The following is a 24,202-nucleotide window of genomic DNA, read 5'->3' as shown; positions in this document are numbered from 1 at the left end:
TACATGCTTTTCTGTTGTCTGGAAAAGTATGTATTTCGAGCTTTTTTGCTGGTAGAAACTTTTGATTATATGAATGTCTAATAACCTATAGGGGGAATGGGGAAATGGAAAAAGAGATGAAGGAGACTATCACGGAACAAAAAGAAAAAATTTCCGTTGGCAAGTCGATTTTTCTAGGTTTACAGCAAGTATTAGCAATGGATTTATTTATTCCGCCAATTATTTTGGCCGGGTTACTTTCTTTTTCCGTATCAGATAGTGCCTTATTGATTCAAATGACGTTTATCGCATGCGGAATTGCCACGATTATTCAAGCAGGATTTGCCATGAGGCTTCCAGTTATGCAAGGGCCGTCTTTTGTCCCATTAAGTGCATTAGCAGCGATTGGCACAACGTCAGGTATCGGTGCCATGATTGGCAGTTTAATTCCTGGTGCATTAATTGTTGCTTTATTAGGTTATCCGCTCAAGGTTTATAGCAAGGTTGTCAGAAAAATCATACCGCCAATCGTTGCAGGAACGGTTATAGTGGTTGTTGGCCTTTCGTTAATGCCGAGTGCCATCAACTCCATTTATACAGCAGAAGGCAGCTTTGGAGAGAATATTCTAGTAGCTACCATTACTGCGGCTGTTCTTATCTTCTGTATGTATGTCGGAGAAAAAGCTAAATCCAAATGGAGATATATTAAAATTGTATCAGTTGTTTTAGCACTTATTATTGGCTCTATTGTTGCGTCATTCTTTGGATTAGTTCATTTTGATTCGTTAAAGCAAGCAGCATGGTTCCAAATGCCAGGTCTATTTTCTTTCGGTATGCCAGAGTTTAATCTGCATGCCATTCTAGTAATGGTCGTTGTTTACTTTATTGTCACTATTGAAACTACTGGAACATGGTTTACTGTCAGTAAAGTAACTGGAGAAGAGCTAGATGAAAAGCGATTAAATGGCGGCGCTCTTGGGGAAGGGTTAGGCTGTTTCGTTGGTTCCTTCTTTGGGGGGACACCTGTAACAGGTTATTCTTCTAATGCAGGTATTATCGCGATAACTGGGGTGAAAAGCCGTAAACCAATTATTGTTGGTGGAGTAATCTTAGTGCTGCTTGGCATGATGCCAAAGCTTACAAGCTTAATTGCCTGTATCCCAAGTGTAGTAATTAATGGTGTGTTTGCGATTTTATGTGTTGTTATCATGATGAATGGTTTTAAAGTTATTAAAGATGAAGCATTTACAGAAAGAAATATGCTTGTTATCGGTGTGCCGATTATGCTTGCATTATTCGCTGTATTAATGCCTGCAGATGTGTTAGCTGGATTGCCAGAAATCGTTACTTATTTTGTATCATCTGGAACAGCTATCGGAGCGATTGCTGCATTAGTTCTGAACCTAGTGCTTCCACAGAAAAAAGACGATAAAGTAAAAGTTAATGATGTTTCCATGAACGTAAACTAGAAAAAGAGGAGAGTCTTACACAATGCAACAAGATAGATTATGGAATGAATGGCATCCAGTATGTAAAGCAGAGGAATTATTAGAAGATCCAAAACAAGTATTTGTACTTGGAGAAAGAGTCGCTATTTTCCGCAATGAAAAGGGAGTTCATGCCTTTAAGGATTTATGTATCCACCGCGGCGCTGCCCTTTCGCTTGGAAAGGTGAAAAACGGAAATTTAGTGTGCGCTTACCATGCGTGGGAATATGATTGTGTTGGAGCCTGTGTAAAGATTCCAGCCCTTCCAAATGGAAGAGCTATTCCAAAGAAGGCAAAAGCAACTGTATATCATTGTGAAGAATATCTTGGTCTAATCTGGGTTAATTTAGGTGACAATCCAGCACCGCTTATTTCTTATCCAGAATTCAACATGGAGAATCATCGTACTGTCATCTGTGGTCCTTATGATGTAGGAGCAAATGCACCAAGAATTATTGAGAACTTTCTTGATGTTTCACATCTTATGTTCGTACATGAAGGTTTACTAGGAGACGAGGAACATGCGGAAGTAGTAGATTATAAAGTAGAATTTATCGATAATCGCTATATTACAAGCAAAATTCCTGTTTATCAGCCAAATCCTGACGGACGTTCAAAGGGTGGCTATGCAGATTATGTATACGAAATCTTAAATCCAACAACAGCTCGTTTTACGAAGACATCAGAAGGCTCAGACGATGCATTAACTATTTTACTGATTGTTAATCAAGTAGATAATGAACAATCACAAGCATATATGCTGTTAACAAGAAACTATGATTTAGATATGCCTGACGAACCATTTGTTGAGTTCCAAGACACTATCTTTTATCAAGATTTAGATATTGTACAAAGCCAAAAGCCAGAACTGCTTCCGTTGGATTTACAAGCAGAACTGCATCTTAAATCAGATGCCCTAACGATAGCTTATCGCAGATGGCTGAATCAGTTAGGTGTGGAAAATGGGACTACACCCGTTCATGTGAGAGTGTAGCCTGAGATATTGATTTCCGCTGCAGGAGTACTTTAAACTTAATACACTTTTAAGCACGGGGAAACCCGTGCTTTTTTGAATGGGAGAATTGTTCCTAGAACTTTATAACAAGTGTTATTAGTGGCATAATCATGGAAAGCTTTGCAAAGGATTTATAGACTAGCATTAAAATAGTTCATCCTTGTTATGCTGTTAAGATTAAATAAAGACAGGAGCTTTCGCTTATGACTGACTTTCATGAAATCAAAGTTTTACATACACCAAAAAATAAAATAATAGACATTATTTATATTCACGATGATTTTTTGTGTTATGTAGGAGAGGCTCATCCTCGTCAAACGGAACTAATCAGTACTATCCCAGTATTTTATCCGGATAGTAAAGAATTCGAGCAATTAGCTGTAAATGACTTAAATTTTTTAAATAAATTCCATAATAAGATAGCAACAGAAAAAGGAATTGCTTTAGCAGGAATCTGTATAATAACTGCTACTTCTTTTAAAACATTAGCAGACATAACGAATCAGTTAATAGCTATAGCTCGTAATTTAGACGAATATACACTCCATCATTTTGATAACACTTTTACAAAGGATGAAAGTATTAGTAATCTTTCAAAATTATCAACTATATTGAAAAATATTTCTTTATATCACACAGAATATATTTTGCTGTGGGAAGGTATTTAAAAGTGTACAAGCACACTATAAATTACTGAATATCATATAGGAAGATAATGAAAAAGAGTGTGATGAAAATGAATAAGAAAAGAAGGGGTAATTCTGTCTCTAACCCTAGTACATTAACACAGTCTAATTTACAGGCTTCATCCGGATATAATGTCAACATAGCAGTTATTGGCGATAGTCATGTAGGCTATTTAAATAGCCAAAGTATTTTTAATAACTTCCTCCCCCGCGTTTTAAGCACTGGGAACAAAAGATATGTCATTTTTGGTGGAGACAACGCCCATGCTTTAGGAGCTTTTACAACAGCAGAAGCGCGAAGTTATTATCAGCAGTTTAAAAATATTGTTGACCATAATCTGGGACCTAAAAATATATATTACCGAACGTCGATAGGAAACTGGGAAGATACTAGCAGGAATGACAGCAGAAGTTTATTTCTGCAATATTTTAACCCGTTAACAGGCAGAGTGAGTATTCCAAGGACTCAAGGGTTAGTGCACCATGTTTGGCTCGATAATGGTACGGGAACATTCAGTCAAGACAGCATTGACCTCCTAAATAATCTGGATAACAATCATTACTATATTATCGATACTCATTGGCCGCTTTATGTACCAGGAATTTATAATACTGTCAGCTCAGATCATGTGGTGAGCCGACAAGAAACGGACCGTTTTTTTAATGCCATTCCTGCCAATGTTAGAAATAGAATCCTCGGGATCTTTACACATCACGCCCATGTTTTTTATTCCAAGCTAACCAATATCCATTCCAATTTTCCTAATACTCCATTCTTTGTAACAGGATGTTCAGGTGATTATAAATGCTCTTCTTTTGAAAGTGGTTACTACGATGTAGACGTTACGATTCAGAATAACCAAGCCTTCTTACAGGCTAGGAAAGTCATTCTTTAATATGGAAAATAATGAGCTAAAGTACCCTTGATAAAAATTAACTTGCTATTTTTATTATTGTTTGATAAGATGTAGGAAGCGTATACAGAACGGATTGTAACTGTTAAATCAGGCAAAACCGATTACCTTATTTTTAAAGGGTGGGTTTTGCCTTTTTCTCTATATATCGGAGGGTAATAAAGTGAACATCGAGAAAATATTAAACAATAATGCAGTTATCTCTGTAAAAGATAATCAAGAAATTATCATCATTGGTCGTGGAATAGCTTTTCAAAAGCGGGCTGGTGATCTTATAGATGAAGAACAAATCGATAAGATTTTCACTTTAGAAAACGAAGATATAATGACGAAATTCAAAACCTTGATTGCTGATATGCCGATTGAATATATGCAATTATCGGAGAAGATTATTGCATATGCGAAGATGAAGCTTGGTAAGAAATTAAACGAAAGCATTTATATTCATTTAACGGACCATATTTATTATGCAGTGGATCGATTTAAGAACCACCTTCCTATAAAAAACGGATTACTATGGGAAATCAGACAGCTGTATAGAGATGAGTATGAGGTAGGATTAGAAGCATTGAATATGATTTGTGATCAATTTGGTGTAATATTGCCAGAAGATGAAGCAGGCTTCTTGGCACTTCACTTCATCAACGCTGAATTGAATGAAGAGATGCCAGTTGTTCATGATATGACAAAGATTATGCAGGAAATTTTAACACTTGTCAGGTATCACTTTAAAATTGATTTCAATGAGAATTCCCTGCATTTCTATCGATTTATTACCCATCTCAAGTTTTTTGCGCAGCGTTTAGTGAAAGGAAATCACTATAACAGCTCTACAGATGATGATTTATATCAAGTAATTCAGATGAAATACCCGGAAGCACATAAATGTGCGCTGAAAATAAAGAAATTTATCGAAAGCATGTATACTTATGTGTTAACAGATGAAGAAATGATCTATTTAACGATCCATATAGAACGAGTTGTCAAAAGCAATAATGACAAATAGGGTTGTAACCTTGCGGGCAAAACCTAAATCAAACAGAGATGTTTTGATTTAGGTTTTTTTTGTTGGAAAATTTCACGTCAACAGGGAAATGAATATAAGTGTATTAAATAAAAAGGAGAAAAGAAAATGAGCTACAATAAACTTGCTAACGACATAGTTGATTTAGTCGGAAAAGAAGAAAATATCTCAAGCCTTGTTCACTGTGCAACACGCTTACGTTTTAAATTAAACGATAGCAGCAAGGCGAATAAAGAAGCACTGCAAAACTTAGACGGGGTGCTTAGTGTTGTAGAAAGTGGCGGACAGTTTCAAGTGGTTGTTGGAAGTCATGTTCCAGAAGTATATAAAGAAATAAACAAGATCGCTAATATTGGCAGTTCGGAGCAAACATCTGAAAATGCACCGAAACAAGGCATTGGGGCGCAAATTTTTGAAGTAATATCACGAAGTTTCTCCCCATTAATCGGAGCGCTTGCCGGTGCAGGTATGTTAAAAGCAATCTTAACAGTCTTAACAATGACTGGGTTATTATCAGAGACAAGCGGGACATACTTTATTCTGTCTGCGGCTGGAAATGCAGTATTCTATTTCCTTCCGATTCTTTTAGGGATTACAATTTCTACTAAGCTTGGCGCAAATCCTTATGTTGGTGGAACAATTGGGGCTGCATTACTTGAGCCTAACTTTACGGGGTTAATGACAGAGACAAGTAATGTTTCTAGTTTCCTTGGAATTCCAGTTGTACTAATGGATTATTCGTCTACTGTATTCCCTGTGTTTATTGCTATATGTATTTATGCACTACTAGATAAATTCTTAAAGAAAATTATTCATAAAGACTTGCAGCTATTCTTGGTGCCGATGCTTTCATTAATGATTATTGTGCCATTAACTGTGCTGGCATTCGGTCCATTTGGGGTGTATGTAGGAAACTGGATTGGTGATGGTATCAGCTTCTTAAGTTCGAAGAGTGGTTGGTTAGCAGGTGCCGTTATGGGTGCAGGCTGGACTTTCTTAACAATACTTGGACTACACTGGGGCCTTGTGCCGCTTATCCTGCAGAATTTAGCAGAAGGATATGATCCATTAATGGCTATGCTTTCCGCCGCTGTGTTTGCCCAAATGGGATTAGCAGTGGGGATATTCTTAAAGTCAAAAGACAAGAAGGTAAAAACTGTTGCTGGTTCTACTTTTTTACCAGCAGCATTAGCAGGTGTAACAGAGCCAATTATCTATGGACTGCTGCTGCGTAATAAACGAACAATTCCTTTCGTTGCCATTGCTGGTGCAATCGGAGGAGGAATAAGTGGCGCTCTTGGTAATAAAGCTATGTCCTTTGCGTTTCCAGCTTTCTTAACAATTCCAGCTTACACACCAATTGTGTCATTTATTATTCCAATGATCATTGCATTTGTGATTGCTTTAGTATTAGTACTAGTGCTTGGTTTTGAAGATAAAAAGAAGAACGAAGAAGCATCGAATGAACCAGTTGAAAAAGAAGCAGAAAAAATAGAAGAAAAAGCACAACCACTTATAAAACAAGAAGTAATTTCTAGCCCATTAACAGGAACGGTACTGCCATTATCAGAAGTAGACGATGTTGTATTTGCTTCAGAAGCAATGGGGAAAGGAATAGCGATTGAGCCAACAGTTGGAAAAGCTGTTTCACCAGTAAATGGAACGATTACGACCGTTTTCCCGACAGGTCATGCGATAGGTATTACTTCAACAGATGGAGCAGAAATATTAATTCATATAGGCATCAATACTGTTCAATTGAATGGTCAATACTATACACCGCATGTTAAGCAAGATGATGTAGTAAAGCAAGGCGATCTGTTAGTAGAGTTTGATATTGAGAAAATTAAAGAAGCTGGTTATCCAGTAACAACGCCAGTGATTGTCACTAATACAAGTGAGTATGTAGAAGTCGTTGGAACAAGTGAAGAAAATATTGTCCAATCCGAAAAACTATTAACGGTTATCGTTTAAAGCAATGTGAATAAGGAGAGAGTGATACACTATTCTCTCCTTCATATAAAGGAGGAAATAAACATGACATCAACATTTAAGTTCCCAGAAGGATTTCTTTGGGGAGGAGCAACTGCAGCAAACCAATTAGAAGGTGCCTCAAATGAAGGTGGAAAAGGCTTAAACACACCAGACGTGCTTCCAGGCGGGAAAGTTCGATTAAAAGTGCTTTCAGATCCAGGCTTTGATTTTGAACTAGACACAGAGAAATATACGTACCCAAACCATGAAGCAATTGACTTTTACCACCGTTACAAAGAGGATATTGCCCTTTTCGCTGAAATGGGATTCAAAACTTTCCGTATGTCCATCGCTTGGTCCAGAATCTTTCCTAATGGCAATGAACTTACGCCAAACGAAGAAGGCTTAGCATTCTATGATCGAGTGTTTGATGAGCTATTAAAATACAATATTGAGCCAGTTGTGACAATTTCTCACTATGAATTGCCAATTCATCTAGTAAAAGAATACGGTGGTTGGAGAAGCCGTGAGTTAGTAACATTCTTTGAGAGATATGTAACAGTACTATTCAACCGTTACAAAGATAAAGTAAAATACTGGATGACATTCAATGAAATTAACAGCAGTCTACATATGCCAATCCTTGGTTTAGGATTTGCGATTCAAAGTGAAGAAGACCGCTACCAGCCAACATTCCAAGCATATCACCATCAATTTGTAGCAAGTGCAAGAGCGGTTCAGCTTTGTCATGAAATCATTCCAGGTGCACAAATTGGCTGCATGCTTGTTTACCTGCCAACTTACTCTGTAGATTCAAACCCAGAGAACGTTCTTTTCGCATTGCAAGAAGAACAAATCTTCAACTACTTCTGTGGAGATGTGCAAGTGCGAGGTCATTATCCAGCATTCATTAAGCGCTATTTTAAAGAACATGGAATTGAACTAGATATTAAAGAAGGCGACTTAGAGCTAATTAAGGAGCATACAGTTGACTATGTTGCACTCAGCTACTATATGTCTCGTACAGAAAAGAAAGACAAGAAACCAGAAGAAGTGGGCCAAGGTAACATCCTAGGCGGAATAAAAAATTCCTTCTTGAAAGCAAGTGATTGGGGCTGGGAAATTGATCCAACTGGATTAAGAATTTCTCTAAACCAACTATATGATCGTTATGAAAAACCTCTATTCGTTGTCGAAAATGGTTTAGGTGCTTATGATAAAGTAGAAGCAGACGGAACGATTAACGATGATTACCGCATTGACTACTTGCGTGAACATATAAAAGCAATGGGAGAGGCAGTTCAAGATGGAGTAGAGCTAATGGGTTATACACCATGGGGCTGTATCGACCTAGTAAGTGCATCAACAGGCGAAATGTCTAAACGCTACGGTTTTATTTACGTTGACAAGCATGACGACGGCAGCGGAACATTAGAACGCAGCAAGAAAAAATCATTTGACTGGTACAAAAATGTAATTGCAACAAATGGGGAAGAGCTATAAAATTAAGGAAGCATGAGACTTGTTCTCATGCTTTTTGTTTGTTTAAAAGGATTATTGGTAAAATCTATTAAATTGGCTCTGATAAAGGTCATTTTTGATGTTTATTTTAATAGAAAAGACCAAGACTTTAGTGTTTGTCACAAAAAAATTTAAAAAATAAAATTATTTCTATACATCAGCCCTTAATAACACATAATTATTATCAAAGTAAGCATGTATTCTATGCCCAACAAATAAATCTCCATCATCATATTCACAGTAAATTTCATTTGCTCTAATTTCGATGTCATAAAGGGTAATTGCTTCCTGAAAATTTTCTTTTGTTATATCATATTCCCCTGCATCTACAGCATCCCAATTTAAATTTTCATCATCCTCATCATACTCGGGCCAAAAATCATTTTTATAATCAATCAATTTCTCTGCTATGGATACTTTTGCATTTTTATCAAATTCTTCTATACATGAAAAAAGTTTTTCTGCTTTTTTCAACATCTCATCTACATCAACCAATTCATTTCTTATATCTAATTTCCAATGTATTTTCCCTTCATTTGCCTCATATACTTTTAAATCGTCATTATATGTAAACACTCCAATGAATCTACTTTGTATTGATTTTTTCATCTCCTGGCACCTTTCTATTAACATAATCCTCTATTGATTACATCACTATTTTCTTGCTTTTTTATCTCTAATTCATTATAGAAATTAATTAACCCTTCTTCCACTAACTACCCCGATAGTTAAAAAAGGAACATCAACATTATTCTCTATCAGAACTTTAAATTAATAATTCGAAATAATATGTTATTTAAATATTGTCATTTGGGAAAAAAATCCTTCGAAAAATGGACATAAATTTTTATAGAAATCCATGTTAACATTATAAATATAGTGGAAATAGAAAAAGAAATACATATACTACGATGAATTAAAAAGGTGGATATGTGGTTTTTTAAATGAAAATGAAGGAATGATACATTTTATTGTGCAAAGAGTAACAAAGTATGCAATAACTTGTTCATTATTTCACATAAAATTACATTTTGAGGAGGGTGAAAATGGAGTTTGATACAGTTACGGTAAGCAGATTAATTACTGCTATGACTCTAATTTTTCATATTGTTTTTGCTACATTAGGTGTAGGAGTACCATTATTTATTTCTTTAGCTGAATTTATTGGAATTAAAAAGAAAGACAAACATTATGAATTATTAGCTAAACGCTGGTCCCGTGGTTTTGTAATATCTGTAGCTATAGGTGTGGTTACAGGGACGGCTATAGCCTTACAGCTATCTTTAGTATGGCCTAACTTTATGGAGCTTGCAGGTAATGTAATTGCATTGCCGCTGTTTATGGAAGTCTTTGCATTTTTCTTTGAAGCAATTTTCCTGGGGATTTATTTATATACTTGGGACCGATTTAAAGGGAAATATACACACTGGTTATTATCTTTACCTGTCATCATCGGTGCAGGTATGTCCGCAGTATTCATTAGTACAGTGAATTCATTTATGAATTCACCAGACGGATTTACAATGGTGAATGGTGAGTTTACTGCTGTAAATCCATTGCAAGCAATGTTAAACCCGTCAACTCCAACAAGAGTTTTTCACGTCTTAGGAGGTTCATATTTAACAGTTGCTGCAATTTTAGCTACCATTGCTGCGTTTGCACTATTAAAAAAGAAAGGTGCTGCAGAATATCATAAGAAAGCATTAAAAATGACTGTTATTTCTATGTTTGTGTTCTCTATGCTAACTGCATTAGGTGGAGATTTATCAGCAAAGTATCTAGCTAAGCACCAGTCAGAAAAATTAGCAGCTGCAGAGTGGCACTTTGAAACAGAGGGAAATGCCGATCTAGTTCTGTTTGGATGGTTAAATGAAGACAATGAAGTCGTTGGAGCTATTCGAGTCCCAGGTTTTCTAAGCTTTTTAGCTCATGGTGATTTTACGAGTGAGGTACTAGGTCTTGAGGAAACCCCAGAAGGTGAGCGACCACCATTAATCATTCACTATTTGTTTGATTTGATGGTTATGATTGGCTTTTTCTTATTAGGAATTTCATTCCTATATCTAGTGTTAAGTAGATTTAAACGATGGGATGTCCATAACAAGTTTGTATTATGGTTACTCGCTTTAGGAGGCCCACTTGCGATGTTAGCAGTCGAATTTGGCTGGGTATTTGCAGAGCTGGGCAGACAGCCATGGATTTTAAGAGGATATATGACAGTGGAAGAGGCAGCAACTAAATCTCCCTATATTGTTCACATGTTTTTCTTATTTTTAGCACTATACTTAGTGCTTGGAACCCTATTTGTCCTTACTTTAAGGAAATTATTTAAAGATAAGCCTGTGGAACTCGAATTAGAGAAATACTACCCTGAACTTAATAAGGGGGATAAAAAATGAGCTATGAAGTAATTGGGATTAGTGTATTATGGATATTTTTATATGGATATCTAATAGTGGCATCCATAGATTTCGGTGCAGGCTTTTTCGCTTACTATGCAAAAGTTACGAAACAAGATCACATTATCAATAAAATTATTTCACGTTATTTATCTCCAGTTTGGGAGGTAACAAATGTATTTTTAGTATTCTTTTTTGTTGGTATTGTTGGATTCTTTCCATCAACAGCCTATTACTATGGATCAGCATTACTTGTACCCGCAAGTTTTGCCATCATTTTGATAGCTATTCGCGGTTCCTTTTATGCTTTTGAAAATTATGGGTCAAAACAAAGTAATATTTATATGTTTCTATATGGTGCAACAGGGCTATTTATCCCAGCCTCTCTATCGGTTGCCTTAACGATTTCTGAGGGCGGATTCATTACAGAACAAAATGGACACGTATCATTAAAATACTTTGAGTTATTTACTAGTCCATTGGCTTGGAGCATTGTTGGTTTGGCTATTGTCTCTGTCCTGTTTATTAGTGCGAGCTTTATAACGTACTATGCATCAAGAGCAAATGATATACCGGCACTTCATTTAGTAAGAAAATGGGCACTTTTTTGGGCAACACCAACCATTATTATGGCACTTACAACCATGATAGCTTTAAGTCAGCGCAATCAGCAAAATTACGAAAATATGATTGATTTATGGTGGGTTTTTGGTCTATCGATGGCATTTTTCTTAATTGCGATTAGTCTATTGTATATTGGCAAGTATTATGGTGTTGCTTTTATAGCGATTATGCTGCAATTTCTTTTTGCCTTTTTTGGATACGGCATGGCCAAGTTTCCATATTTACTATATCCGCAAATCAGTATAGAAAATAGTGTTACAAATCCTTCGATGGGAATTGCACTTATAGTTGCATTTATAGCTGGACTGCTATTATTAGTTCCTTCCCTGATTTTGTTAATGCGTCTGTTCTTATTTGATGCAGATTACGCGAAGGGTAAAAAATAATGAGATTGAACAAAGGGCTGAATTGATTATGCAAAAATTAAAGCAGACCATCTGGTTATATAAAAAAAGAATTTTTCTTTTAATGGGATTAACATTAATACTTGGTATAGCCGTTATTACACAGGCTTTCGCAATGACGAATATAGTGGATGGTGTCTTCTTGAATCGTCAAACCTTTTCAGCAGTTATACCATGGTTTATCCTATTATTATTCATACTATTGATTAGATCTAGTTCTGATTATCTAAGTAAACGTATCGGTGTTTCCATTGCGAGCGATGTAAAGAATGCTACGCGTAAAGAATTATTAACGAAATATGCTGGTAGCTCTATTCAGTTAGCAGAAAAAGGGCAAACAGGTAAAAAGGTTAGTATGCTGCTTGATGGTGTGGATGAGATGGATAGCTTTTATAGTCAATTTATTCCGCAAGTGATGCAGAGCACCTTTGTACCGATTTTAGTGCTAATAATCATTTTTACACAACATATCAATTCAGGTTTAATACTATTAGTTTCCGCTCCTTTTATTCCGATCTATATGATTATCATCGGAATTAAAACGCAAAAAAAATCAGAAGAGAAGTTAGAAAAACTAGCTTCTTTTTCTGGTAACTTTTTAGATGCATTAAAAGGGCTTGTTACGTTAAAGTTATTCGACCAAACAAAGCGTCAAAAAGACGAATTAGAAAAGAGTAGCTTAAGTTTTCGTGATACAACTCTTGATATATTAAAGATAGCTTTTACACAATCCTTTGCACTGGAACTTATCTCTATGCTAAGTATAGGAATTGTTGCACTGGAATTGGCTATACAGATGATTATTTATGAAAACATGTCATTCTTCACGGCCTTTTTAATTCTTATATTAGTTCCTGAGTTTTTTACTTCATTAAAAGAACTAGGAACAACATTCCATAATGGCAGAGCAAGTATGGGAGCGACGAAAAAAGTATTAGAAGAATTTGAGGAACAAGAAAACTTGTTGTTATGGGGAAAAGAAGAGCTGCCAAAGCAGGATGTTCCTCCAACTATATTCCTTGATCAAGTAGGATATACCTATCCTGTTGGGGACTTTCAATTAAAGCCGGTCACTGCTACGTTCTTGCCAAAACAAAAGATTGCCATAGTTGGTGCAAGTGGAACAGGGAAATCTACTTTACTTAACATATTGGCAGGAATGATAACTCCAGATCATGGGTCAGTTAAAATTAATAGTAGAGAGCTGACTAACTATACAGAAGCTTCCTGGTTAAATCAGATCTCTTACATTTCACAACACCCTTATATTTTTTCTGGTACGATAGCTGAAAATATATCAATGGGGATTACAGATAAGGTAGACGAAACAGCTATAGAAGAGGCTGCAAGATTGGCTGGGCTTTTACCACTTATAAAATCTTTAGAAAAAGGGTTTCAAACAGAAATAGGGGAAGCAGGCAGGGGATTATCCAGCGGCGAGAAACAAAGGGTATCCATTGCCAGAGCCTTTCTGAAAAAACCGAATATAGTTTTACTTGATGAGCCAACACGAGGACTTGATCTTGCTACGGAAAGTATCTTGCAGCAATCGATTGAAATGCTAAGTGAAAAGGCGACTGTTATAACGGTAGCACATCGATTGCATACCATTAAAAATGCAGATCAGATTCTCTATCTAGAGAATGGGCAGTTACAAGCAACTGGTACGCATGAATACTTGGTTGAGAATATCCCAGCATATAAAAAAATTGTTACCATTCAAAAAGGGGGGGCTAAACAATGAGCGCTTTGCTAAAAGTAATTAAACTAGTTTTAATAGAGAAAAAAGATATCGTTATTGCGGTTATCTGTGGCTTTATTGCTGGAATTAGTAGTGTAGGTTTATTTGCAGCAAGTGGTTATCTTATTTCTAAATCGGCCTTAACCCCTCCCTTTTATACATTAATTGTATTAACATCAACTGTAAAATTATTAGGTCTAGTTAAAGCAGGGGCAAAATACGGAGAGCGTCTTTATTCCCACAGAGCAACATTTACCATTTTAAGTAATTTGCGAGTGGCTTTTTTTGGAAAATTAACTCCACTTGTTCCAAATGTTTTTCAAAAGTATAGAAGTGGAGATTTACTAGCACGTGTAGTTGGAGACGTAGAAAGTTTACAAAATTTCTTTCTGAGAGTTTTTTACCCACCAATGGTGTTATTACTTGTTTTTATTAGTACCATTTTCTTTGCTAGCTTCTATTCAATGGAGATTGCTGTAATCCTTTTAATTGGATTTTTATTGACCACCGTCCTTATTCCAGCGCTATTTACCTTAAGACAAGTGAAGATTAATGGCAAAGTTAGAAATGAACGTGGTGAATTATCCACATATATTACAGAAATGATGTTTGGCTTTCGTGATTTAAAGTTATTTCAACAATTACAAACAAAACAAAATCATTTAATAAGTCAATCAGAAGCCTATATTGCTCAACAAAAAGCTGAAAATATAAATAAAATATCCAGTCAATCGTTTAATGGATTTATTACCTTTGTAGTCAGCTGGTTTGTCTTAGGCTTTGGAGCATATTTAGTTACGAATGGTACATTAGAAGGGATATTTTTGGCAATGCTAGTCATGGTTTCCCTTACTGTCTTTGAGCCTGCAGCACCAATGGCCGTCTTTCCAATCTATATGCAAGAAAGCAGTGATGCTTCCAAGCGTTTATATGATGTAGTAGAAGACCCAGACATACAGGTTAATGAGACTAAGGCGACTATATTTAAATTACCGGATAATGCCCCATCACTACACTTTAAAGAAATCCAGTTTACACACCAAGGCGATTGGCGGACAACAATCCCTAATCTTTCATTAACGATACCATCTAAATCGAAAGTAGCAATTGTAGGTGCAAGTGGTTCTGGAAAATCCACATTACTGCAAATTGCCTTAAAGTTACTACAAGTTCAAAACGGTAAAGTATTCTGGGATAAACAAGATACAGCAAGTATTGCAGGCGAAGCAATCTGGGAACAAGCAAAGGTAGTGTTGCAGGAAAATCATTTCTTTTATGGTACCATCCGAGAAAATCTAAAATTAGCTGGAGCTGAACTTACAGATGATCAGTTGAAAGCTGCCTTAACTAACGTAAATCTTGAACAATTTTCATTAGATCAGCAAGTATTAGAAAACGGTGAAAATCTTTCAGGAGGAGAAAAACAGCGATTAGCCATTGCTAGAGCTTTCCTAAAGAAAGGACATCTGTGGTTATTAGATGAGCCCACTTCATCATTAGATGCACTGACAGAACAAAGTATTTATCAGCGACTTTTCGAATATGCAAAAGAGGATACTTTAATACTAATCAGTCATAGGCTGCAAGGATTAGACAGAATGGATCTAATTATTGTAATGGACCAAGGAAATATTATAGAATCCGGTTCCTATCAAGAGCTTATGAACAAACAAGGATACTTCTATGAAATGAAAACATTAGAAGAAAGTTTACTATAAAAAAGTATAAAAGTTAATATTAATACAGAGAACCTTGTGAAGAAATGTACTTAAATAATACCAATTCCAATAAATCCAGCTGTGAATAGCTGGATTTTTTTATAATAAGCTGGATTATATTCTTGTTGGTAAAGGAGCTTACTTATAAGTGAAATTGTTTGTAAGGATTTACCCATAAATAAGCACAAAAAAGCCTCCAAGTAGAGACTTTTATGGTCCTCCTATCCCATATGCTACTAACAGCAAAAAAGTAAACAAAGATAACAGTACAAAAAAGATGGAATTAGAAATAATACTGAAAACCATGATTGGCTTATCTTTCGTTTTTATTCCTAATATCATTGCTACTATAAACCCAATGTCGATTATAAAATATAGGGTTATACTAACCAGCATATGTACATTGGGAAAGTATCGAAAAACAGAGAACACTATAAATGCTAAAACAAGTAAAATAACAGTAAGTGCAATTGGGTTAAAACCTTTTCTAATTTCCTGAGTCTGTTCACTCATATTTTTTTACACCTCCTTAGATACCTAAAAAATGGGTTACAGTACAGTCTAATCACCTTTTTAATACTATTACGGTTCTGAAATTCCATTTGCCAATGCTAAAAGAAATGTAATGATTGACATTATCACAATTAAAACAGGACTTGATAATATGCTAACAACAAACAGGGCAGAGTTTATCCTGTTTTTAAAAGATAAAATAAAGGCTACAATGCTTCCGGCAATAACTATTAAATAGCAAATTACCACTTTATCTAAACTAAATGTATTAGGATGATGTCTAGAAATATACAACACTACAATTACAGCAATAAATGCATGCACTAATTATAATGCATACAAAATTATTTTGTTTTTCCTTCCTTAGAACAGTCATTTAATCACCTATGAGTAATTTTATCAAATTATTGTAATTTTTACCAATAAAACGGTGTATTCTAAATGTTAAAAATTGGTATAAAAGGAGGCTGAGGTGATTATTGCTAAACCCTATAATGATTAGAGAAGATTATAAAAGAGTGACTATGCTTTTGAAAAGGCAGGGGCCTGTCCTTGTGAAACAATCTGTGTAGGATAGTTTAATAGTGAAACTTTAAAAATTCTCATACGTATTTAAAAATACAGCAAATGCTGTGTAAATGAAAGGGATGGTTTTACTATGTTATGGATTTTTTCTCAGGATAAACAAAGTTTGATAAGTGTAAAAGAGGTTACTGTAGAAGGAAAAAAAATAGTAGGCAGTTCAAATGAATGGAATAAAGCTTTAGGGAAGTATGAATCTAATGAAAGAGCATTAGAAATTCTTCATGAGATATTTACGAAAATACAAGAAAGCAATGATATTTCTGTGTCATACACTATGCCTATAAAATAAAAGTTGATTTTTTAAGGTAGCGGGGCACTAATCCAAGAAGGATTAATGCCTTGATTTTTATGTCTTTTCTGAAGCTGCAAATGAATGGTTAGCGTAAGCGTAATTCTTCACAACAAAAAATCAGCAAGAATTGGATAAGTGGCGTATCCATAATGAAAAAGGGATAATATCCTATATTAGGTGAAGCCTTCATTAACAGACCTTCTTAAAGGTGTTCCATGATCCTGGTACACCTATTTTATTTTTGTGAAGAAGAAGAGGATTTCCCATGAGGCCTAAGTTTTAAGAGTTAAGGTGTTTATAATTGAGGGAGATTAGTGCAATAAGAATGTCAATAAATTTAAGTATCTAAACGAAGCAGTTTAGAGATATAATAAACACACATACAAACAAAAGGGAATTTACTCAAATATTAGGATGAAGAGAAAAAAATGACTACTCCGGATCTATATTCAAAGTTAGTTTTAGCACCTACATACATACTTGTATTAATAATATCAATTCTTTATCTGTTATTAAATTTTAAGAAAAAAGGGTTCTTTGCATTTACGTTTAAAATATATGCGATATTTATTTTAGGTAATTACGTATTAGCACTTTATTTTCGTTTTTTAGTTAAGTAAAAAAATTCACTAACCACCTTATTTGGTGGTTTTTTCATGTTATAAATGAGATTGAGTAAAAAATATATATAAAACATCCCTAATCGCTAATACTTATGTTATCATTGGTGTAATATTATACTTTTATATAAAAATTACACAAGGAGAAAAGTTTAATGCAAAAGAGTCACTTAGTTTTATGGCTGTTAATAATTACTGCAACAGCATTAGGAGTATATGGACAATCACTAGCCTATTTTCTTGAGGGGATAATTAATACGACAGATAGCATTTATTACTTAACTATAATTACTGTAATTAGCATAAGTATATGCTTAGTTACTCCCGTAATAGGATTTTGGATGATAAAATTAAAAAAAGTTGAAAAAAAATACAGTCTTTTATACATTTTTGTTTTTGGAACAGTAGGAACCTTTGTATCAATGTGGTCATTATTTGTTTGTGCAATGTGGTGGGGGTAATTTATGTATTGCTAAGGTGCATTCATATACATATTGTCATCTCTTAAGGTGTTGGTGTTGCCCTTATTATAGAACTATCTGGCTGTAATAAGTGAAGAGGGCCATCTAAAATAGTAGAACAAGGAACATAACAACCACTTACAATAGATTGATAAGTCTGGTACAATAGTGGTGCTTATTTTACCAACTGTTTTATTGTAATAGTTTTGATTCATGGAGAGTGTAGTAATGAAAAGGTTCTTAACAGCCACACTATCTGTTGTTTTATTTGCAGTATTATATTCTTGTATTTTCTATGCACCTGATTTTGGTTTCTTTTGGTCCATTTTATTACTTTATAGGAATACCGGTATCACTACTTATAGATGTTGGTATGGAAAACATAGTAATAGAATCAAAAAAGGTAAGATATTTTCTCGTTTTGGGAATGTATTCAGTAGCTGGTATTCTTGCTGGTGTTCTATTTTTAATTATAGGGTCTCACTCTTTCCTTATTAAAGATGCCATTATATTTTCAATAATAGGAATCATTGCATCAAATATTTATTTTCATTTATCATTGTTGTTATCAAAAGTAAATTTAAAACCAATATGAATTTTACATGGAGACAGCTACTATTATGTGGCTGTTTTTTATGTAATTAGGGATTATTCCTTTAATGATGAAAGTAAAAAACAGACACTTGTGAAAAAATGCACTGCTGTTTTACTTAAAAGAATAAGCTTAAATTTCTTGTGAAACCTCATCCATTCCATTCTGGAATTAAATTGGCACTTATAATTTATTAGAGTACTTAATAATAATTGATAAAATAAAAGCAGTGGAATTAACATTTAGTTGGTGGGAAGGGGAAGTTATATGGATACAAAGATGGCGCGAAATAGGGCTGTGTTATCAGGAAAGTTAACTAATGTTCTAGATTCTAGAACGTTAGCAAACTCTCACGAAAGGCTTAAGGAAATACTGACTGAAGGTATGACAATTCTCGATGTGGGCTGTGGCACAGGATCAATAACATATGGAATTGCAGAAGAAGTGGGTCCTAATGGTCGCGTGGTAGGGATCGATAGCAATCCGAATCTAATAAAAAAAGCCCGTCAAGCTTATGGCGAAACACCAGGATTGTTCTTTGAAACAGGTGATATCTATAATCTCCCCTATGATCAAGAATTTGACATCGTTACTGCATCAAGGGTTTTAATTTGGTTATCGGAACCATTAAAAGCATTAAAAAAACTGACTTCTGCTACTAAAATAGGAGGTCGTCTAATCATTGTGGATTACAATCATGAGAAAATTAATTGGCAGCCACAGCCGCCCTCAAGTATGCTTGCCTTCTACTCTGCCTATTTGAAATGGCGTTCGGAAGCAGGTATGGACAATTCGATTGCCGATAATCTCCCCAATATGTTTCAGAAAATAGGAATTGGAGAAATTACCATAACTCCCCAACACGAGCTAACAACGAAACCTCATCCTGAATTCCAAACTCGCATTGGAATTTGGGCAGATACTGCTGCAAGTAGAGGAGTTCAAATGGTAAGAGACGGTTTCATAACGGAAAAAGAATACCTAAGGGCAGAAAATGAATATCGAGAATGGATGGTTAGGGATGCTGAATCATTAATGATGTATATGTTAGCTGTTGAAGGGAAGCGGCTCAAATAAATTAACCTCATTCTGAATCTTTAAAAGAGCTGCATTTATTTGCAGTTCTTTTTATCAGGAAAATGGCAGCATTCTTGTAATATCGGATAAAAAAAGTAGAGCATTCCTTTAATGATGGGGAATGATTTTTTTATGAGATTAAATGACAGGCTGGTTTAAGTAAATTAATTAACAAAGTAAGTAATTTAGTTGATTAGCTGCATAGTAGAAAAACACCAGTGATAAGATTCATATAATTTTTATATTACACAGATCTAAACGCCTAAATGGATAGCCTTCAGACTCTTTAGGTCTTATTATTCATTTGGGAAAAATTGATGGAAATAAATTGTTTAATTATGAATTAATGTTATTATTACTTTATAATTACTTAATCGATAAATTAATAATTAGAATAAATTGCTTTACTCTTATGCTTTTAACTCTTACTTTTTTATAGAAAGGAGGTATATGTAAAAAAAGAAAGAGTTAAAATAAAAATTTTAAAATATTGGGGGATTGGTTGTGAAAAAATTATCAAGTTTTATTCTAATTTTACTGTTAGTTACTTCTGCTTTGTTTATTACTGATTCAAAAGCAAGTGCTGCTTCGGGATTTTATGTAAGCGGTACCACTTTATATGATGCTACGGGTAAACCGTTTATTATGAGAGGTGTAAATCATGCTCATTCTTGGTTTAAAGAAGATTCAGCAGCTGCTATTCCAGCAATAGCAGCAACTGGAGCAAACACAGTAAGAATTGTTTTATCTGATGGTGGACAATACACCAAAGATGATATTAATACTGTTAAAAGCCTTTTGTCATTGGCAGAAAAAAATAAACTGATTGCAATTCTGGAAGTTCATGACGCAACAGGAAAAGACGATGTGGAATCTTTAAATCGTGCAGTCGATTATTGGATCAGCTTAAAAGACACATTGATAGGCAAAGAAGATAAAGTGATAATAAACATTGCGAATGAATGGTATGGTACTTGGGATGGTGCGGCATGGGCAGCTGGTTATAAACAAGCTATTCCAAAGTTACGGAATGCAGGCTTAAATCATACTCTAATAATTGATTCTGCTGGATGGGGACAATACCCAGCTTCCATTCATAATTATGGAAAAGAGGTATTTAATGCGGATCCATTGAAGAATACAATGTTCTCCATACATATGTATGAGTACGCTGGTGGGGATGCAGCAACTGTTAAGTCAAATATTGATGGTGTCTTAAACCAAGGATTAGCTTTAATAATAGGAGAGTTCGGACAAAAACATACAAATGGAGATGTAGATGAAACAACCATCATGAGTTATTCACAGCAAAAAAATGTCGGTTGGCTTGCATGGTCTTGGAAAGGAAATAGCACTGATTGGAGCTATCTGGATTTAAGCAACGATTGGTCTGGTAACAGTTTAACTGATTGGGGTAATACGGTTGTTAATGGGGAAAATGGGTTAAAAGCCACTTCAAAACTAAGCGGAGTATTCGGTAGCTCAGCAGGAACAAATAATATATTGTATGATTTTGAAAGCGGTAATCAAAACTGGACTGGATCAAATATCGCGGGTGGACCTTGGCCTACAACAGAATGGGCAGCAGGAGGCAAACAGTCATTAAAAGCTGATGTCCAACTATCTTCAAATTCCATCCATTATTTATCCCTATCCCAAAGTTTGAACTTTAGTGGGAAATCTAAGTTGAAAGCTACTGTTAAACATGCAAACTGGGGAAATGTCGGCAATGGAATAAGTGCAAAACTATATGTTAAAACGGGTGGAGACTGGAAATGGTTCGATAGTGGAGCAACAAAAATATCTTCTGATACGTCTCTAACACTTGATTTAACTACTATCTCTAATATCAATGACATTAAGGAGGTGGGTGTTCAGTTTACAAGTTCAGCTAACATTAGTGGTCAAACATCGCTTTATCTAGACAATGTAACAACTCAATAAATGTTAGAGCTAATCCTTACAACAGTGAAGGATTAGCTTTTTATAGCAGCACTTAGTGAGCAATAGTTATACAATAAGAGAGCCGCCGATTGCCCCAGTAATAACTATTACCCATGGAGGAACTTTCCAATATACTAGCAGACTAAACAGTATTGCTGCCAAAGCAAAATCACGGGGAGAAAGTATGGAGCTAGTCCATATTGGATCATAAAAGGCTGCAATTAAAATCCCCACAACTGCGGCATTTACACCCATTAGGGCGCCGTTTATTTTTGGATTACGCCGTAATAAATCCCAAAATGGTAAGAACCCCACTATGAGCAAGAAACCCGGCAGGAAAATTGCAAATGTAGCGAATAAACCACCTTGCCATCCATATATAACAGTCCCGAGATATGCAGCAAAAGTAAATAATGGACCAGGAACAGCTTGGGCAGCACCATATCCTGCTGAAAATTCACCTTTATTTAACCAACCAGCAGGGATAAGTTCATTTTGAAGTAATGGCAAAACAACATGTCCACCACCAAAGACTAATGATCCTGAACGGTAAAAACTATCAAATATGGCTATCCAATTCGATGATGTTATTTCTCTTAACAAAGCTAAAAGAAACAGTAAACTAAAAAAAACAATCAAACAACAAATGGAGAGCCATTTAGAAATGGGAAACTGTAGTTTTGTATTATAGTTGTTATCTGGATGGCTTCTATATAAAAGAAAGCCGATAATCGCTGATAGGAGTATAACGCCTATTTGAGTAAATACAGATTGCCAGATTAGTGTTCCAACTAATGAAAGTAAAGCAATTGTTTTTCTCTTTAAATCTGGGGTTAAACTTTTTGCCATTCCTAATATAGCTTGAGCAACAACTGCGACTGCGACAATTTTTAGACCATGTATCCAGTCAGCTTCACCCACAAACCTTCCTCGGAGAAGTAAAGCAAAAATTATTAATGCTAAAACAGAGGGAAGTGTAAAACCAATAAACGAAACAATACCTCCAAGAATGCCTCCCCGTAAAACACCAATGCCAATTCCAACTTGACTGCTAGCTGGTCCGGGTAAGAACTGACATAAAGCTACTAAGTCAGCATAACTTTTTTCATCCATCCATTTTCTTTTACGGATATATTCATTATGAAAGTAGCCAAGGTGAGCAATAGGTCCCCCAAAAGAAGTAAATCCAAGTTTACTAGAAACCAATAGGATTTCTAAAAGAGATTTAAATCCCTTATAATGTTTGCTATTCTTCATTTGCTCTCTCTTTTCAATCTGAATTTATAAGCAAAAGTGTAACAGTTTAGGAATTTTATACAATAGTATACAAAGTAAATTAACAATATCTTAACTTTTGAATTTAATTTATCAGCCTTAGACTAGTATTACAGGATACTCACTTGCTATAAACAAAAAGGCATATACTGGATATCAGCATATGCCTTTTTTATTATTAATCTAAATCCTCTGTCTCATCGATTGAGCTGTCTGTAGAAGCATCACCGCTAGTGTCAACCGCTGCATATTCTTGCTCTACCTTCAGTTCTTGTCCGTTTGCAAATTTTGCTTTAATACTGATTTTAATAAAGGATTGTAATCCTGTAATTTCTTTAATTTTATTAATAAGTTCTTCATCAGTTGCAGTATGTGTCAAACCAGTCGTAAATTGTGAGAAGAAAGTATTTGCATTTGGAATGCCGATATTATCCTTTACCATTAACTTAGATTTTTTGCCAAGCTTGAATTGAATCTTAAACTCTTTGTCGTTTTCATTCAATAACACAACTTTTAGCTCGTCCAATTCATAACTGTTGCGTATACCATCTTTATCTAAGTCTTCATCAGCATCTTTGATTCCGTCATTGTCACTGTCTTTATCTTTAGGATTATATCCAAGGTCAAATTCAATGCTATTAGTTAATTTATCCTTATCTGTATCTTCATTTCCGTCATTAAGTCCATCTTTGTCTGTATCTACTAATGTTAAGCTAGTACCCACGTAGATTTCCTCTTTGTTTGTGAGATTGTCACCATCTTCATCTTCTTGTGAATCAATGATTCCATCATTATCTGTATCTGCTTTTAACGGATTGAGCTTCCATTTAACTTCTAGACCGTTTATAAGTCCATCTTTATCCTTATCTTCGTTGCTGTCAGAAATCTTATCCCCATCAGTATCCTTTTTAATTGGATTTGAGTTAAGCTGGTATTCGAGCACGTTAGATAATCCATCTTTATCAGGATCTTTTTTAGCTGCAGCTTTTCCATTCCCAAGCTTGTATTTCTTTTGCCAGTCATCTGCTATCCCGTTTTTATCTTTATCGACAACTGTACTTTTCTATGCCTCAGTTTGTAACCCTTGAGAAAAAATCAAGGACGTTGCCAAAACACCAATTGCTAACTTTTTCATTTCTCATTCACTCCTTATTTATTGTGAACGGCAGCTGGCTGACATAGCTTGGCATCACCTTAGTCCCTATAGCTTTGCGCCCCTAATTTTCATTAGGTTTGCCCCGTTTAATGTGAGTATACAAAGGGTGTCGAATTTTGTCATTATTTATTTTTCCGAAATATATTACCTTGTTAAAGGAGCAGTTTTTTGGTTTTTGTTAGTACAAATTTTTATATAGGA

At 35.0% G+C, this 24,202-nt stretch carries 19 protein-coding genes and 1 riboswitch; of the genes, 15 read left to right on the top strand and 4 right to left on the bottom strand.

Translation table 11 applies throughout. The features are described 5' to 3' along the window. The first annotated feature begins 104 nt into the window (after window positions 1-104). From M3600_RS16310 to M3600_RS16280, 7 genes are all read left to right on the top strand, one after another. The gene (locus M3600_RS16310) at window positions 105-1,448 is read left to right on the top strand and encodes a nucleobase:cation symporter-2 family protein (RefSeq protein WP_233314889.1); all 1,344 of its coding nucleotides are present in this window, start codon (window positions 105-107) and stop codon (window positions 1,446-1,448) included. A gap of 22 nt (window positions 1,449-1,470) precedes the next feature. Then, window positions 1,471-2,460, top strand: a complete 990-nt coding sequence (locus tag M3600_RS16305; RefSeq protein WP_233314890.1) for an aromatic ring-hydroxylating dioxygenase subunit alpha — start codon at window positions 1,471-1,473, stop codon at window positions 2,458-2,460. A 224-nt stretch (window positions 2,461-2,684) separates the two neighbouring features. After that, on the top strand, window positions 2,685-3,149 hold the full coding sequence (locus tag M3600_RS16300; protein ID WP_251646722.1) for a hypothetical protein: 465 nt from the start codon (window positions 2,685-2,687) through the stop codon (window positions 3,147-3,149). A gap of 68 nt (window positions 3,150-3,217) precedes the next feature. Next, entirely contained in the window at window positions 3,218-4,063 is an 846-nt protein-coding gene (locus M3600_RS16295) for a hypothetical protein (RefSeq protein WP_251646720.1), read from the top strand. A 181-nt stretch (window positions 4,064-4,244) separates the two neighbouring features. Beyond that, window positions 4,245-5,087, top strand: coding sequence for a BglG family transcription antiterminator LicT (licT, locus tag M3600_RS16290; RefSeq protein WP_237943160.1), 843 nt, complete (start codon window positions 4,245-4,247; stop codon window positions 5,085-5,087). Between the two features lie 126 nt (window positions 5,088-5,213). Beyond that, complete coding sequence (locus tag M3600_RS16285) at window positions 5,214-7,079, top strand: beta-glucoside-specific PTS transporter subunit IIABC (protein ID WP_251646719.1); 1,866 nt, start codon at window positions 5,214-5,216, stop codon at window positions 7,077-7,079. Window positions 7,080-7,142: 63 nt separating this feature from the next. Continuing rightward, on the top strand, window positions 7,143-8,582 hold the full coding sequence (locus tag M3600_RS16280) for a glycoside hydrolase family 1 protein (RefSeq protein WP_233314895.1): 1,440 nt from the start codon (window positions 7,143-7,145) through the stop codon (window positions 8,580-8,582). 168 nt (window positions 8,583-8,750) lie between these two features. Here M3600_RS16280 and M3600_RS16275 read toward each other — a convergent pair whose 3' ends face one another. Beyond that, window positions 8,751-9,209 (bottom strand): DUF2262 domain-containing protein, encoded by a 459-nt coding sequence (locus M3600_RS16275; protein WP_251646717.1) that lies wholly within the window; start codon window positions 9,207-9,209, stop codon window positions 8,751-8,753. A 437-nt stretch (window positions 9,210-9,646) separates the two neighbouring features. On the opposite strand from M3600_RS16275, the gene M3600_RS16270 reads away from it, so the two are divergent. The 4 genes from M3600_RS16270 to cydC are packed head-to-tail and all read left to right on the top strand — an operon-like array spanning window position 9,647 to window position 15,486. Further along, window positions 9,647-10,999 carry a cytochrome ubiquinol oxidase subunit I gene (locus tag M3600_RS16270; protein ID WP_233314897.1) on the top strand — a complete coding sequence of 451 codons (1,353 nt, stop codon included), beginning with the start codon at window positions 9,647-9,649 and terminating at the stop codon, window positions 10,997-10,999. After that, entirely contained in the window at window positions 10,996-12,009 is a 1,014-nt protein-coding gene (locus M3600_RS16265; RefSeq protein WP_127739823.1) for a cytochrome d ubiquinol oxidase subunit II, read from the top strand. The genes M3600_RS16270 and M3600_RS16265 overlap by 4 nt, the downstream gene beginning before the upstream one ends. Before the next feature lie 28 nt (window positions 12,010-12,037). After that, window positions 12,038-13,771, top strand: coding sequence for a thiol reductant ABC exporter subunit CydD (gene cydD, locus M3600_RS16260; RefSeq protein ID WP_251646715.1), 1,734 nt, complete (start codon window positions 12,038-12,040; stop codon window positions 13,769-13,771). Beyond that, on the top strand, window positions 13,768-15,486 hold the full coding sequence (gene cydC / locus M3600_RS16255; RefSeq protein ID WP_251646713.1) for a thiol reductant ABC exporter subunit CydC: 1,719 nt from the start codon (window positions 13,768-13,770) through the stop codon (window positions 15,484-15,486). Before cydD ends, cydC begins: the two co-directional genes overlap by 4 nt. 210 nt (window positions 15,487-15,696) lie before the next feature. On the opposite strand, the gene M3600_RS16250 is transcribed toward cydC, so the two are convergent. Beyond that, window positions 15,697-15,999 carry a hypothetical protein gene (locus M3600_RS16250; protein WP_251646711.1) on the bottom strand — a complete coding sequence of 101 codons (303 nt, stop codon included), beginning with the start codon at window positions 15,997-15,999 and terminating at the stop codon, window positions 15,697-15,699. Between the two features lie 658 nt (window positions 16,000-16,657). On the opposite strand from M3600_RS16250, the gene M3600_RS16245 reads away from it, so the two are divergent. The 4 genes from M3600_RS16245 (at window position 16,658) to M3600_RS16230 (ending at window position 21,570) form a co-directional block, all read left to right on the top strand. Then, window positions 16,658-16,873, top strand: a complete 216-nt coding sequence (locus M3600_RS16245) for a hypothetical protein (protein WP_237943152.1) — start codon at window positions 16,658-16,660, stop codon at window positions 16,871-16,873. Between the two features lie 778 nt (window positions 16,874-17,651). Then, on the top strand, window positions 17,652-17,957 hold the full coding sequence (locus M3600_RS16240) for a hypothetical protein (RefSeq protein WP_233314902.1): 306 nt from the start codon (window positions 17,652-17,654) through the stop codon (window positions 17,955-17,957). Window positions 17,958-18,816: 859 nt separating this feature from the next. Then, window positions 18,817-19,626: a methyltransferase domain-containing protein gene (locus tag M3600_RS16235; RefSeq protein ID WP_237943149.1), complete on the top strand. Its 810-nt coding sequence runs from the start codon at window positions 18,817-18,819 to the stop codon at window positions 19,624-19,626. Window positions 19,627-20,130: 504 nt separating this feature from the next. Then, on the top strand, window positions 20,131-21,570 hold the full coding sequence (locus tag M3600_RS16230) for a glycoside hydrolase family 5 protein (RefSeq protein ID WP_251646709.1): 1,440 nt from the start codon (window positions 20,131-20,133) through the stop codon (window positions 21,568-21,570). A 66-nt stretch (window positions 21,571-21,636) separates the two neighbouring features. On the opposite strand, the gene M3600_RS16225 is transcribed toward M3600_RS16230, so the two are convergent. Then, window positions 21,637-22,827 (bottom strand): chromate transporter, encoded by a 1,191-nt coding sequence (locus tag M3600_RS16225; protein ID WP_251646707.1) that lies wholly within the window; start codon window positions 22,825-22,827, stop codon window positions 21,637-21,639. A 196-nt stretch (window positions 22,828-23,023) separates the two neighbouring features. After that, window positions 23,024-23,788, bottom strand: coding sequence for an MSCRAMM family adhesin SdrC (locus M3600_RS16220; RefSeq protein WP_251646705.1), 765 nt, complete (start codon window positions 23,786-23,788; stop codon window positions 23,024-23,026). A 218-nt stretch (window positions 23,789-24,006) separates the two neighbouring features. Further along, window positions 24,007-24,093: riboswitch (cyclic di-GMP riboswitch) on the bottom strand. Window positions 24,094-24,202 lie beyond the last annotated feature (109 nt).

Origin of the sequence: Niallia sp. MER 6 (assembly GCF_023714395.1) — a bacterium.
Taxonomy (GTDB): domain Bacteria; phylum Bacillota; class Bacilli; order Bacillales; family Cytobacillaceae; genus Niallia.
The sequence above is the reverse complement of the archived record's forward strand: the minus strand, read 5'-3'. Positions and strand labels throughout refer to the sequence as shown.

Coding starts and splice junctions, on each gene's coding strand:
- M3600_RS16310 (WP_233314889.1), top strand. CDS start 105: ATGGAAAAAGAGATGAAGGAGACTATCACGGAACAAAAAGAAAAAATT.
- M3600_RS16305 (WP_233314890.1), top strand. CDS start 1,471: ATGCAACAAGATAGATTATGGAATGAATGGCATCCAGTATGTAAAGCA.
- M3600_RS16300 (WP_251646722.1), top strand. CDS start 2,685: ATGACTGACTTTCATGAAATCAAAGTTTTACATACACCAAAAAATAAA.
- M3600_RS16295 (WP_251646720.1), top strand. CDS start 3,218: ATGAATAAGAAAAGAAGGGGTAATTCTGTCTCTAACCCTAGTACATTA.
- M3600_RS16285 (WP_251646719.1), top strand. CDS start 5,214: ATGAGCTACAATAAACTTGCTAACGACATAGTTGATTTAGTCGGAAAA.
- M3600_RS16280 (WP_233314895.1), top strand. CDS start 7,143: ATGACATCAACATTTAAGTTCCCAGAAGGATTTCTTTGGGGAGGAGCA.
- M3600_RS16275 (WP_251646717.1), bottom strand. CDS start 9,209: ATGAAAAAATCAATACAAAGTAGATTCATTGGAGTGTTTACATATAAT.
- M3600_RS16270 (WP_233314897.1), top strand. CDS start 9,647: ATGGAGTTTGATACAGTTACGGTAAGCAGATTAATTACTGCTATGACT.
- M3600_RS16265 (WP_127739823.1), top strand. CDS start 10,996: ATGAGCTATGAAGTAATTGGGATTAGTGTATTATGGATATTTTTATAT.
- cydD (WP_251646715.1), top strand. CDS start 12,038: ATGCAAAAATTAAAGCAGACCATCTGGTTATATAAAAAAAGAATTTTT.
- cydC (WP_251646713.1), top strand. CDS start 13,768: ATGAGCGCTTTGCTAAAAGTAATTAAACTAGTTTTAATAGAGAAAAAA.
- M3600_RS16250 (WP_251646711.1), bottom strand. CDS start 15,999: ATGAGTGAACAGACTCAGGAAATTAGAAAAGGTTTTAACCCAATTGCA.
- M3600_RS16245 (WP_237943152.1), top strand. CDS start 16,658: ATGTTATGGATTTTTTCTCAGGATAAACAAAGTTTGATAAGTGTAAAA.
- M3600_RS16240 (WP_233314902.1), top strand. CDS start 17,652: ATGCAAAAGAGTCACTTAGTTTTATGGCTGTTAATAATTACTGCAACA.
- M3600_RS16235 (WP_237943149.1), top strand. CDS start 18,817: ATGGATACAAAGATGGCGCGAAATAGGGCTGTGTTATCAGGAAAGTTA.
- M3600_RS16225 (WP_251646707.1), bottom strand. CDS start 22,827: ATGAAGAATAGCAAACATTATAAGGGATTTAAATCTCTTTTAGAAATC.